8 protein-coding genes and 1 other RNA gene are annotated in these 13,876 nt (G+C 36.6%); 7 read left to right on the plus strand and 2 right to left on the minus strand.

The window, feature by feature from the left end; all coding sequences use genetic code 11:
- Positions 1-233: 233 nt before the first annotated feature.
- Positions 234-631, minus strand: a transfer-messenger RNA (tmRNA) gene (gene ssrA / locus P1K33_RS05885).
- A 47-nt stretch (positions 632-678) separates the two neighbouring features.
- Positions 679-1,884, minus strand: coding sequence for a serine hydrolase domain-containing protein (locus P1K33_RS05890; RefSeq protein ID WP_284651978.1), 1,206 nt, complete (start codon positions 1,882-1,884; stop codon positions 679-681).
- A 161-nt stretch (positions 1,885-2,045) separates the two neighbouring features.
- Between P1K33_RS05890 and P1K33_RS05895 the strand changes: the two genes are divergently transcribed.
- The 7 genes from P1K33_RS05895 to P1K33_RS05925 all read left to right on the plus strand — a co-directional run bounded on the left by P1K33_RS05895 (position 2,046) and on the right by P1K33_RS05925 (position 13,868).
- Positions 2,046-3,248, plus strand: a complete 1,203-nt coding sequence (locus tag P1K33_RS05895) for an NAD(P)-dependent oxidoreductase (protein ID WP_284651980.1) — start codon at positions 2,046-2,048, stop codon at positions 3,246-3,248.
- 58 nt (positions 3,249-3,306) lie between these two features.
- Positions 3,307-6,054: a helix-turn-helix and ligand-binding sensor domain-containing protein gene (locus P1K33_RS05900; RefSeq protein WP_284651981.1), complete on the plus strand. Its 2,748-nt coding sequence runs from the start codon at positions 3,307-3,309 to the stop codon at positions 6,052-6,054.
- A 250-nt stretch (positions 6,055-6,304) separates the two neighbouring features.
- Complete coding sequence (locus P1K33_RS05905) at positions 6,305-9,286, plus strand: SusC/RagA family TonB-linked outer membrane protein (protein WP_284651982.1); 2,982 nt, start codon at positions 6,305-6,307, stop codon at positions 9,284-9,286.
- 10 nt (positions 9,287-9,296) lie between these two features.
- Positions 9,297-10,754, plus strand: a complete 1,458-nt coding sequence (locus tag P1K33_RS05910) for a RagB/SusD family nutrient uptake outer membrane protein (RefSeq protein ID WP_284651983.1) — start codon at positions 9,297-9,299, stop codon at positions 10,752-10,754.
- A gap of 42 nt (positions 10,755-10,796) precedes the next feature.
- Positions 10,797-11,705, plus strand: coding sequence for a LamG-like jellyroll fold domain-containing protein (locus tag P1K33_RS05915; RefSeq protein ID WP_284651984.1), 909 nt, complete (start codon positions 10,797-10,799; stop codon positions 11,703-11,705).
- Between the two features lie 76 nt (positions 11,706-11,781).
- The gene (locus P1K33_RS05920; protein ID WP_284651985.1) at positions 11,782-13,152 is read left to right on the plus strand and encodes a glucoamylase family protein; all 1,371 of its coding nucleotides are present in this window, start codon (positions 11,782-11,784) and stop codon (positions 13,150-13,152) included.
- Positions 13,153-13,169: 17 nt separating this feature from the next.
- Positions 13,170-13,868, plus strand: coding sequence for a carboxylesterase family protein (locus P1K33_RS05925; protein WP_284651986.1), 699 nt, complete (start codon positions 13,170-13,172; stop codon positions 13,866-13,868).
- The last annotated feature ends 8 nt before the right edge of the window (positions 13,869-13,876 follow it).

Genomic DNA, 13,876 nt, shown 5'->3' on the forward strand with positions numbered 1-13,876 from the left:
TAGCCCCGATGATTTGAAATTAAAAGAAGGACAGCCAGTGGCTGTCAGGTATTTTGCTTTAGCAAATTTATAAAATCCGAATGTCCACTGGGCATTCTCCTCTTAATATCAAATGTAGCGCGGACAGTGGGAGCAGAAGTGAAAGAATGCAAGATGGCCTGCTTCTCAAAATAAAAAAAATCCAATCAAGTAAACTTGTTGGATTTTTAATTTTAAAACGCAAACTGCGTTTGATGTGGAGCCGCCGAGAGTCGAACTCGGGTCCAAACAAGCAACTAAAGAGCTTTCTACACGCTTAGTCTTTACTTAGGTTTTCGACATCAGACTATGCTAAAGACAGCGATCCGATGCTTAGCTCTATGAGTATCAGAAAGGATTCAGAACATTACCTTTCCTAGGTTTACATTTACGGTTCCCCTAAGCCAGACGCCATAAACCAGGGCTTCTGAGAGGAATCCAGCTTCCCAACCTTGTTGGGACGAGGCAAATCTTACTATAATTCAGATTAAGCAGCTAAAGCGTAATTATTTTCGCCGTTTATAAGTTCGTACCCTTGGATTTACGAGCAAATGGTACCATGCTCGACGTGCTTACTGTTCAATTCGACTTGCTGTCAAAACCAGTCGGCCCCAGTTTTTTTATCCTGATTGTCAAAAATCAGGCCACAAAAGTAGTCAATTATTCGTCATTATCATCATTCAATTTGAACGGATAATCACCAAAAAGTGCGGCAAGCCTTTTGGATTGGTAAGTTTTCTTTGTATACTTATTGGAAAGCGTGATAATGGTAACTTTTTCTTTTCTCAGGTTGATTAAGGAAGAAGTGTTTCCGTGCCACCAACCATTGTGATAGAAAAACGGTTCGCCTTTATCAAATTCCATCATTCTAACTCCAAGCCCGTAGTTTCTTTTGCCTTTGCTTTCATAACTGTAGCCTTGGTATGTTTTTTTCAATAAGTCTGCATTAAGGAAGAATGGGGCATAACGGGCGGTATCAAACTTTAATATGTCTCTTGGGGTTGAGTAAATGTTTTTATCACCATAAACGGCATCCAGATAATCCGTACCAATTTCAACATTATTTCCTTTATAAGATGGCACTATATTGTCTCGATCTTTTTCAAATTCGCACACATAAGTATTGGTCATGCCCAGTGGTTTGAATATCATTTCTTTCATGGCATCGGGATACTTTAATCCGGTCACTTTTTCAATGATTAAAGCCAACATGGCATAATTGGTATTGCAATAACTAAAATGGGTATCGGTTTTGGTTTCCAACTGGATTTTCTTATCCACCATTACTTTGACAATATCTTCATTGGTCAACAATTTTTTCTTGTCCCAATTGTTGTTTTCAAAAGTGAAGTAGGCGTAGTTTCTCATGCCGCTTCTGTGGTTCAGCAATGTTTGAATGGTAACGTCCGGGTAAGGAAAGCTGTCGATTAAGGTGGTTACCTTTTGATCTAATTTGATTTTTTTGGCATCAATTAACATCAGTATGGCTGTAGCCGTGAATACTTTGGTAACAGAAGCAATATGTAAGGGTGTCTCTTTGGTTATTTTTTCATCGGCTCGTTTATTGGCATAACCCATATAATTTTCATAGATAATCTGGCCATTCTTAGCCACGAGAAAACTCACATTATCATTCTTTTCGGACCAGATTTTTTCAAAAAAGCGGGCAGAACCATATTTTTTATCATTGACAAAAGCATTGGAAAGTTTGGGCAATGGTTTTTGTAGCGGCATCATCACCGGAATTCCCTGATCATTCATCTTAATCACCGCATTTTCTTCAGATTTCTCTTGTTTTGAGCAGGAAGCAGTAATTAAAAGTAAAGAACAAAGGAGTAGTATATAATAGGGTTTTCTGATTTTCATTTTTGAGACTTATGGAATCACAAATATAATTATTCAGCTAAGTTGAATAGTTAATTTTTTGCAAAGCTTTCAACAGGTTTTTCACAATTTTTATTTTTCTAAAAAAGTTTTGAAAACGTTTTCGTTACACCTACTTTTGGGGCAGAAAAAAAATCTGCAGAATGAAATTCGGAATAATTAAAGAAAGAAAAAATCCACCAGACAGAAGAGTTGTTTTTACTCCTGAAGAGTTAGTAAGATTACAGCAAGAGCATCCTGAAGCCATAGTTAAAGTTGAAAGTTCTGATATCAGGATTTTTAGTGATGCCGAATATGAAAAGTTAGGCATTGAAGTCGCTGATGATATTTCAGATTGTGATGTGTTCTTTGGTGTAAAGGAAATTCCGGTTGATTATTTGATTCCGAATAAAAAGTATTTTTTCTTTTCTCATACGATTAAAAAACAAGTTCACAACCGCAAGTTATTGAAAGCGATTTTGGCTAAAAATATTGAACTTTATGATCATGAAACCATAGTTGATGCGAGCAATAGAAGACTAATCGGTTTTGGTCGTTATGCCGGAATTGTTGGAGCTTATAATGGTTTCAGGGCTTTTGGAATTAAATATGACTTGTTCACCTTGCCTAAAGCGGAAACCTTAACCGGAAAAGATGATTTAATCGTTCGTTTGAAACGACAAACCTTACCCAATATCAAAATCGTCCTGACCGGTCATGGAAAAGTGGGCATGGGTGCCAAAGAAATTTTGGATGGAATAAAAATCAAGCAGGTTTCTGCAGATGATTTTTTAAATAAAGTTTACACACAACCGGTTTACACGCAAATCGATGTTTTGGATTATAACAAACGCATCGACGGACAGGTTTTAGACAATAATGATTTCTATAAAAACCCACAGGAATACGTTTCCGATTTTGGTCGTTTTACCAAAGTTGCGGATATTTACATGGCCGGACATTTTCATGCCAACAGCGCACCGGATATCTTAACCCGTGAAATGCTTCAGGCCGCCGATTGCAAAATAAAAGTCGTTGCCGATATTTCCTGCGACGTTGATGGACCGATTGCCTGTACTATCAAGGCGTCAACTATTGCTGAACCTTTCTTTGGTTATTTGCCAAGTGAAAATAAAGAAGTTCCGTTTACACATCCCGGTTCAATCATGGTAATGTCTGTCGATAATTTGCCTTGCGAATTGCCAAAAGACGCTAGCGAAGGTTTTGGGGAAATGTTTATGAAACATGTGATTCCGGCTTTCTTTAACGGCGATAAGGACGGTATTTTAGAAAGAGCCAAAATCACTGAAAACGGTAAATTGACACCTCGATTTGCATATCTTCAGGACTACGTTGACGGAAATTAATCTTTGATTGTAATAAAAGGCATAAGTTTTTTTATTTTTGGGTATTAATCTTCCAAAAGTGAAAAATAAAATAACCTTTTTCTTTTTTCTGCTCTGCTCATTAACCCAAGCTCAGGAGTTGCTTCCCTTTGTGGAAAACTTTACTAAAAGCAATTATAATGGTGACAACCAGGTTTGGAGTGTTACGCAAGGGAATGATAATGCGTTCTATTTTGCCAATAATCACTATTTACTCCGATTTAATGGTGTTCGCTGGGAGAAATACAGTTTGCCCAACAAAACCATCATAAGATCTGTTTTCTCGGATGGTGATAAGATTTATTCGGGTTCCTATAACGAATTTGGTTATTGGAAAAGAAAGGATGGGATTTTGCACTATACTTCGCTTTCAAAAGACAAAAATTTCTTTAACGGTTCATCGATTAACGAAGAGGTGTGGAAGATTTTTAAGCATGATAATAAAATTTACTTTCAGTCTTTTAACGAGCTTTATGTTTTAGAGAACAATAAGATCCGGAAAATCAGGATTCCATTTCAGATTTCGTATTGCTTTTTAGTGGATAACATAATCTATGCAGCATCAGTTAAAGATGGTGTATTTCTCTTTGAAAATAATGAATTCAGGAAAATTGACAAATGGAATCTGTTAGAAGGGAATATCATCCATGCGATTGACAAAGCCAATGGGAAAATGTTCTTTTTTACCCAAAAAAGCGGTATTTATATTGAAGAGAACAATGCTTTAAGACCATGGTCACATCCTTTGAACGAATTGCTCAAGAAGGAGATTATTATTACCGCTAAAGCCATATCCAACAACAGATTAATCATCGGTACTGCGTTCCAGGGCGTTTATGTCATTGATTTAAAAAATAACAGTTACAACAATATCTGCCGAAAGAATGCGCTTAAAAACAACTCCATTTTAAGCATTGGACTGGATAAGGAAAATGATTTGTGGCTTGGACTCGATAATGGAATTTCACACATTGAAATCAATTCGCCCTATAAGATATTCTCGGATAATTCAGGGATTTTAGGTTCTGTTTATACTATGGCGCCTTTGAAAGACGGATTGTTGTTGGGTTCTAATCATGGTGTTTTTAAATACCAGAATAAGACTTTGACGTTGTTGTCCAATTCACAAGGGCAAGTTTGGGATATTTTAAAGGTTGGTGATCGTTACCTGATTGGCCACAATGACGGAACTTATGTTTATGAAAATAATGCATTGCAGAAAGTAAATGAAATAAGTGGCGGATGGAAGTTTTTAAAGAGTAATTTTCATAATAATTTTTTCCTGGCTAATTATTCCGGTATTGTGATTTATGAGAATCCGTCGGATCTCAAGACCTATAAATATTTCTCAAACCTTACCAAGCCAATAAAGAGCATTATTCAAAACAAACACAACGAACTTTGGGCAGTTGACAATTACAGGAGTTTATACCGAATCATTTTTGATGATAATTTCATTGTTGAGAAAATTGAGAACATCACCAAAAAGAACAAAATCCTCAATGATTATGGGGTTAAGATGGTAAATTTCAACAATGAAGTGTTGTTCTATATCAATTCAAAATGGTATAGCTATAACTCGATGTCAAGCAAGTTAGAACTCAATTCCTATTTTAATAAATCCTTCTCCAATATATCAGAGTTGATTCCGATAGATGATGAGAATTTTATCATCCTAAAAGACAAATCACTTTACGTAATTAACAGGATCAATAATAAGTTCGTTTGGCGACTGATTCCGGAAAAGTATTACGAAGGAAAAATCATCAACCAAGACACCAAGGTTTTCAAATCAAATGGGCAGTATTTATTAAATCTGGACGATGGTTTCTTTTCTTTTAAACTACAAAAGCCAAAGCCAAAACCTCATGGTAAAAGTGTCAGGCTCGAAGCCTTTGTTGATGGCCTTTTTGTGGAAAAATCAGCCACTATAGGTTATAATAAATCCATTAGTTTAGATGTCATTTCGGAATATTATGGCTATAACAAGCAAGAGTTGTTTTTTACGCTTGACGATACCAAAAAGTATAATTCCCTGAAGGATTCTAATATTATACTAAACAATTTATCCAGCGGAAGCCACGAATTGATTGTTTATTATAATGATGGTGAGCGCTATGTTCAACTGGCTTCGTTTAATTTTACCGTGGAAAGGCCTTGGTATATTTCATTTTGGATGGTATTGATTTATGTTTCGATTATTGTAGGCGCATTTTATTTGTATTATAAATGGAACAAAATCCGTTATATTGAAAAATTAAAGCTAAAAGAGGAAGAGTTAAAACATCAAAAGGAAATCCTTCACTTAGAAATGGAAGCACAGAATAAGCTGAAACTGCAAGAGTATGAAAAACACATTCTTGAAGTTCAAATTCAGGCCAAAGCCTCTGAAGTTGCCGGTAAGTCATTGTCCATTGCCAAACAGTCGGAAATGATAGAAAGCATTTTAAAAGCTTTGGAGTCTGAGACCGAAATCAGTAATTTGAAAAGCAGCATTAAGAAATCTATCAAGATAAACGCCATCAATAAAAATGAATGGGAGAGTTTTGAGAAGAATTTGCTGCAAAGCAATGAAGAGTTTGTTCAACGACTGTCTAAAAAATATCCTATCCTGACTTCAAAGGATATTAAGCTTTGCATTTACCTTAAAATGAATCTTTCCTCTAAAGAAATTGCCCCGCTAATGAACATTTCTTTCAGAGGTGTTGAATTGCATCGTTACCGTCTGAGAAAAAAATTAGGCTTGACCTCGGATGACAGTCTTTCTAAGTTTATGATAAATACATAATTTTATGTAAATTTTTATCAATGCAATAATTTTATTAATAGTATTTTACTAATTATTAACTCATCAATGCTACATCATTACTGATTAGTATCGATGAGTTTTTTGTAATATTATTTTATTTTAAATTATTGAAAAACAGATGATTATAATTTTTATTTTCAAAAAAGATGTAGTAATGTAGTGCAATTTGTACGATTACTATAACGATTTAGTTCACTATATTTACTAAAACAAAATCAAACTAGCCAAAATGAAAATTTTCTTAACTTATTTTTTGCTGCTTACCGCTGGCTGTATTGCTTACAGTCAAGAGATCAAAGGGAAAGTAGTTGATGAGAATGGTTTACCAATGCCGGAAACTAACATACTTATTAAAGGTAAAAGCATCAATGCCAAAACTGATTTTGACGGTAATTTTGTAATTCAGGCGGAACCAGGTGATTTACTTGAGTTTTCGATGATTGGATATGATAAAATTACCCAAAAAGCAGAACCTAATATGGTGGTTGTTTTAAAGGAAAGCAACCAATTGTTAAAAGAAGTTGTTGTCATTGGATATGGAACAAAAAAATTAGGATCTATAACAGGTTCGGTTTCGCAGATTAAAGCTACTGATATTGTCAAAACACCTTCTCAATCAGCGATTCAGGCGATTCAGGGCAAGGCAGCTGGGGTTAATATAGTCACTAACGACGAACCCGGTGCAAATCCGTCTATAAGGATTAGGGGATTGGGAACCATTCTTGGAGGTAGAGATCCACTTTATGTTATTGATGGTATTGAGGCCAAAAGTTTAAATGGTATAAGCCCTAATGAAATTGCCTCAATGGACATCCTGAAAGACGCTTCATCATTAGCAATCTATGGCCAAAAAGGAGCCAATGGAGTTATAATTATTTCTACCAAAAAAGGAAAAAAGGGAAAAATGAAAGTTTCCTATGATTCATATTATGGACAGAAATTCATTCAGAAAAAGGTAAAAATGGCAAACTCCTACCGTTTTGCATATTACAATAATACGGCTCAGGGTAATGCCAGTTATTTCAGTTTTGATCAGCCCTATAATACTGATTGGTTAGATGAAATTACTGATACAGGAGAAGTAATGAGTAATCACATTTCTATTTCAGGAGCCAATGAAAATGCCAATTATTATTTTTCAGCAACCAATTACAAGGAGAATGGGATCTTGTCAGGAACCCAATACGAAAGAAATAATGCCAATTCAAGAAATGAATTTAAGATCCTTGATGGTAAGGTTAAAATAGCACAAAATTTTAATTTGACCGTGGCAAACAATAGAACCAAGCCGCTTAGTGCTTTTACCAACGCCTACAAACAGTCACCGATTGTTCCGGTTTTCTTTGATAATGGAAGATGGGGTGTGCCAATACGTAATCCTAATACGGGACTTATTGATATTAACGGAAATGACCGATTTAATAATGTCGGAAACCCTGTTGCACAATTGTATTATACTAATGACAAGAATAAGGATGTGACTCTTTTTGGTTCTGTTTCTGCAGAATTTAAACTCACCAATGATTTTACCTATACTTCTAATTTTGGTGCAACCTATAACAATTATAAAGGATTCTCTTTTATTCCAAATGATCAAATTTATCTTTCACAAAATCCAACAAGCAGCATTGAAGATTATGAGGCTTCATTTGGGGGCAATGAGATAAAGTACAACACCTTACAACAAAAGAGAAACGATTCATACGAATTCAACTGGGATAACTATCTGACATTTAAAAGGACTTTTAATAAACACGACATAACTGCCGTTGTAGGTATGTCCAGAACAACAAAAAAGAAATTCGAAAATTTAGAAGGAACGCGATATAACGTTCCTGCGCAATCCAATTATTGGTCATTTGAATTAGCATCCTATAATAGTGTAACGGCTCCTGGTTCGATTCTGACTAACCATCGTGACACTCCTGTGGTTTCATTAGCTTATTTCGGAAGATTTGAGTATGAGTACAATGGCAAGTATTTACTTTCTGCATCCTTGAGACGTGAAGGAATCAGTACCTTTCAGGAAAGCAAAAAATGGGGAATTTTTCCTTCTGTATCTGCTGGTTGGTTGATAAGCGAAGAGAAGTTTTTGCAAAATATTAAATTTATTAATTACCTGAAACTGCGTGCCGGTTATGGAGAAATTGGCAATGCAAATTCCCTGAATTCCTTAAATATCCCAATTTTTTCACCTGGAGCAAATTATGCGTTGGGTAGTAATCAAGGCATCAATCCGGGAAGTTATCAGCCCTATGCAGTTGATCCTAACCTGACATGGGAAACAATGCAGGAAGTAGATTTGGGAATCGATTTTAAAGTTTTGAATAACAAATTGTCCGGTACAATTGACGTTTATGACCGAACATCTTCAGATGTAATCCTGCCAGTAGATCTTCCTGATGTTATATCAGAAGGAAGAACGGTTGTAAATACGGGAGACGTGAACAACAAAGGAGTTGAAGTTTCCTTAAAATGGGATACCAAAATTAATGACAATTGGAGTTACTGGGTTTCTGGAAATTACTCCTATAATAAAAACGAACTTTTAAGAGCCAATAACAGCTATTTCGCCACTTTAGTCGGTGGAGGTTTGAGTAATGGCTATACAACAAAACAAGTCCTTGTAGGAGAGGCTTTGGGTAGTTTTTATGTTTATCAGGTTACCGGAAAAAACTCAGACGGTGGCTTCACTTATAGCACTGAAAAAGTAGTAGCCGGTTCTTATTTGCCAACCTATACGTATGGACTTAGTTTTGGAATTAATTACAAAAAATTTGATTTTTCTGCTGATGCTTACGGCGTTGGAGGCAATAAAGTTTATAACGGTAAAAAAGCACAACGATTTGGTGGGGAAAATATCGAATATGGCTATCTCGATAGTTTTTGGACACCAACAACACCTAATGGCAGCAATCCGGCTCCATTCAATGAAGTGCCAATTCCTTCGACGTATTATATTGAAGATGGTGCTTACTTGAGAATCAATAATATAACCCTTGGCTATACCGTGCCTAAATTTTATGAGAAAATTGATAAAATAAGGGTTTATGTTACGGCTGTTAACCCTTTCATATTCACTAAATATTCAGGGTATTCACCTGAGGTAGTAGGTGGCGATAATGCAAATCCATTAGGAGGTGCCGGAATTGAGTTGGATGCATATCCAACAAACAAAACTTTTTTATTCGGGTTAAACATTAGTTTCTAAAAAAATGATTATGAAAAATATAATAAATAATAGATTAATAGTACTACTTATTCTTGCTTTAAGCTTAACGGCTTGTGAAGATGATTTGAATGTTGATCCAAATGACGTTATAGAAGTCGATGATTTTTTAAGTGATCCTAACAATGCTGTCCAATTAGTGAATGGAGTTTATAGTAAACAGTTGGATTACAATATGTATTCCTTTTCATGGATTGGAATAACCAGCATTACCTCTGATGATGCTGATAAAGGTTCTACACCAACTGATACAGGTTCAGATAAAAACAAAATGGATAATCTGACCTTCAGCAAAACCGATATTTCATTCAGCGATGTTTGGGAAGGCCGATATCAGGCTATCGGTAGAGCTAATACCGCGCTTTTTTACCTGGATCAATTTGCTATAGATCAAGCCCTGAAGGACCGGTATATTGGTGAAGTTAAATTTTTAAGAGCCTTGTTTTACTTTGATTTGGTAAGATGTTTTGGAGGAGTGCCATTAGTAACCTCTAAGATTGATATTAATGATTCCGAAGCCATAAACAATATTGTTTATGTGAGAAAAACAAAAGAAGAAACCTATGCACAGATTGAAGCAGATTTATTAGACGCTATAAACAGATTACCTCTTAAAGGCGAATATGGTTCAAGTGACTTGGGAAGGGCTTCGAAAGGTGCTGCTCAGGCACTTTTGGCAAAAGCCTATTTATACCAAAATAAATGGCAGCAAGCTTATGATATGGCAGGAGAAGTAATAGCTTCAAGTCAGTATTCTCTTCTTCCAAATTATGAAAACGTCTGGAGAGAAGTAGGGGAAAATGGATCAGAATCTGTCTATGAAGTGCAGGCAACGCTTACAAAAGGGTTGGTAGACTATACCAATGTTCAGGGACCAAGAGGAACACCTGATTTAGGCTGGGGCTTTAATACACCATCAATATCATTGGTTAATTCCTATGAAATCGGTGATTTGAGAAAAGCGGCAACGGTAATGTTTGTCCCTTCTGTTCTTTGGGACGGATTTATTGCTCCAACAACATGGAATAACCCAAGATACAATTATAAAGCCTATCAAAGCAGCATTATTGAATCGTGGGATGGCAATAAGGGCAACACTGCTAAAAACCTTCGAATTTTAAAATTTAGTGATGTGCTTTTGATAAGAGCTGAGGCAGGCTTCCATATCGGAATGCTTACAGAGGCAGCAGAAAGAATATCCGATATAAGAGTTAGAGCCGGTCTGTCATCGGTAACTTCAGTGACATTAGAATCAATCCTTAAAGAAAGAAGAGCTGAAATGGCCATGGAACATGACAGATGGTTTGACCTAGTTAGAACCGGACAGGCTCAGGCTGCTATGGCAGCAGATGGAAAAACATTCATGGTTGGGGTTCATGAATTGTTCCCAATTCCCCAAGATCAGATTGTTGCCAGCGCTAACAGGCTGACACAAAATCCAGGTTATTAAAATGAACATTAATATTAATCCAAACATTAAATATTTTAAATTATGAAAACAAACAAGATTTTATTTTCCGCATTTGCTTTAAGTGTTGCTTTTGCATCATTTACAAGTTGTAGTAGTGATTCTTCGTCATTACCGCCAATTGGAGGCTATAACAATGCAGACGAGGTTGCAGCATTATCCTTAAAAGCTTACTGGCCATTAGACGGAAACGGAAATGAAACCGTTTCAAATACACCACCTTCAGTTACTCAAAGTGTTACCTGGGTGGATGGACAAAAAGGTCAGGCAGCTCAATTTAATTTAGGCTGGTTAAAATATCCGGCAATTTCAAATATCACCGGATTGTCTGGAAGTATTTCTATTTCGTGCTGGGCGAAAATTTCAAATACAAAACTGGTTGATGGTGGCCCAAGCCATATTTCACCATTAATTTCTTTTACCGGAGGAGATAATGCCAATATTGGTAACTTATCTTTATTTGGTAATACACACGGATTAGTTTCCAGCGATTCTATTCAGGTTAAAGCGGAATACCATTTTAAAATGCCTGACGGAGTTTCTTCTTTTAACGGAGACTGTATCAACATGATCAAACAAGAGCCTTGGATGGATGCAACCCATACTTGGGCTGCTAATAAAATTGGCGGACAATGGGCTCATATTGTTTGGGTTTGGGATGCAACAAATGCCAACACCAGAATTTATGTAAACGGTGCTAAAATTTCTAATTCAGCATGGGAAAGCAGAAACAATGGAGATCCTATGCCATTTGATTTGTTTGAACCAACTCAGACAATCATTGGAGCGACGCCTTCCGTAGCTGACGGGACAAACATTGAAACCTGGAATTCAGCACTCCAGGGCGGAGTGGACGAAGTAAGGGTTTTTAGTAAAACTTTGACTTTAGCTGAGATAGGTGCTTTATACCAATTAGAATTAGCTGGTAGATAATCAAAAAAATACAACCCCGGCAGTCATAACCAACTGCCGGGGTTTATATAAAAGCAAGCCCATTTAAACATCAATCATGAATTATATTCCCAAAATACTATTTTCATTATCTTTTCTACTAATCTTCTGCTCTTTTTCTTGTTCGGATAAATCAACTGCGCAACCTGAAAATCCAATTCTTCTTACTGATGAAGAAATTCTCAACTTGGCCCAAAAAGATGCCTTAAAGTATTTTTGGGATTATGCTGAGACCAATTCAAAACTGGCACGCGAAAGATACCATACAGATGAACCGTTCGTTGATGAACATCTTGTGACCACAGGTGGTTCAGGATTTGGATTAATGACAATCCTTGTAGGTATTGAACGCGGCTTTGTTCCAAGAGGAGAAGCGGTGACCCGATTGACAACCGCGCTCACATTTCTTGAAAACGCAGACAGATTTCATGGGGCATGGCCACACTGGATCAACGGAACCAATGGTAATGTAGTTCCTTTTGGCACTGTAGATAACGGAGGAGACATAGTTGAAACCTCCTTTCTCTGCCAAGGATTAATCTGTATCAGGGAGTATTTTAAAAATGGCAACGCCGAAGAACAGGCTTTGGCATTAAAAGCGGATAACTTATGGAAAGGTGTTGAGTGGAGTTGGTATACCAAAGGCGAAAATGCAATGTATTGGCATTGGTCGCCAAATTATGAATGGCAAATGAATTTTAAATTGGAAGGTTATAATGAATGTCTGATTACTTACATAATGGCCGCAGCTTCTCCAACGCATCCTATTCCTTCAGCAGCTTATCATGAAGGTTGGGCCAGAAGTGGTGCAATTGTGAGTCCGACTTCCGTTTATAATATTCCTATAATTTTTAAATACAATGGTACTGCATCAGTCGGACCAATGTTTTGGGCACATTATTCTTATTTAGGACTTGATCCCAGAGGTTTAACAGATCAATATGCCAATTATTGGAGTCTGACTCAGAATCATGCTAAAATCATGTATACTTATTGCGCTACAAATCCATTAGGTTGGATCGGATATGGCGAAAATTGCTGGGGCTTAACAGCCAGTTATTCCCGAAACTCCAATGGAACTGTTGGCTATTCAGCACATCAGCCCAACAATGACAGAGGCGTAATATCGCCAACGGCAGCTTTATCGGATTTTCCATATACGCCCGTAGAATCAATGAAAGCATTGCGTTTCTTTTATGAAAATGCAGAATGGAAAGACAGATTGATTGGCGTTGCCGGACCGTATGATGCCTTTTCGCCTCATCACGATTGGGTTACCAAAAGATATTTGGCTATCGATCAGGGAACAATTGCTCCTATGATTGAGAATTATAGAACCGGGTTCTTGTGGAATTTATTCATGCAGGCTCCGGAAGTGCAAACGGGACTTCAGAATTTAGGATTTAGTTCCTCACAACACGGATTTTAAGTATAAGCCTAATAGTTATGAAGATTAAAATAGCACTTACTGTTTTCTTGATGACTCTCCCTTTTGTTGCCTTTTCACAGGAAATTAAAGGTTCTTTTTCTAAAGAAATCAAAATAAAACTGGAATTGAATTATATTCTTCAATTGCCTAAAAACCAAAAAGAAAAGTTTCCATTGATGGTTTTTCTGCATGGTTCAGGCGAAAGAGGAACCGATTTGGAATTGGTAAAAAGCCACAGTCCTTTTACCTATCAGCATTTGATTAATGCACCTATTGCGATATTGGCGCCACAATGTCCGGAAAATGTTTGGTGGGATACAGAAGCTTTATACCAATTGATAGTAGATATTTCTGCAAAATACAATGTAGATAAATCAAGGATTTATTTAACCGGTCTCAGCATGGGCGGCTGGGGAACGTGGAAACTGGCAGAGGAACACCCGGAAATGTTTGCTGCTGTAGCCCCGGTTTGTGCTCCAATAGACAGGATGATGTTATTTAATGCCGAAAAGCTTAAAGATACACCCATAAAAATATATCATGGTGCTTTGGACGATGTAGTTTCTCCAACACAATCGATAGACATGTATCAAAAACTGAAGGAAACAAATAAAACTGTGGAACTGATTATTTTTTCAAATGACAATCACAACAGTTGGGATTCAACATATTCAAATCCTAAGTTTTACGAATGGTTATTAGCACAATACAAATAAAATTAAGC

The sequence above is a fragment of the Flavobacterium terrisoli genome (assembly GCF_030167905.1).
In the GTDB taxonomy this organism is placed as follows: Bacteria; Bacteroidota; Bacteroidia; order Flavobacteriales; family Flavobacteriaceae; genus Flavobacterium; species Flavobacterium terrisoli.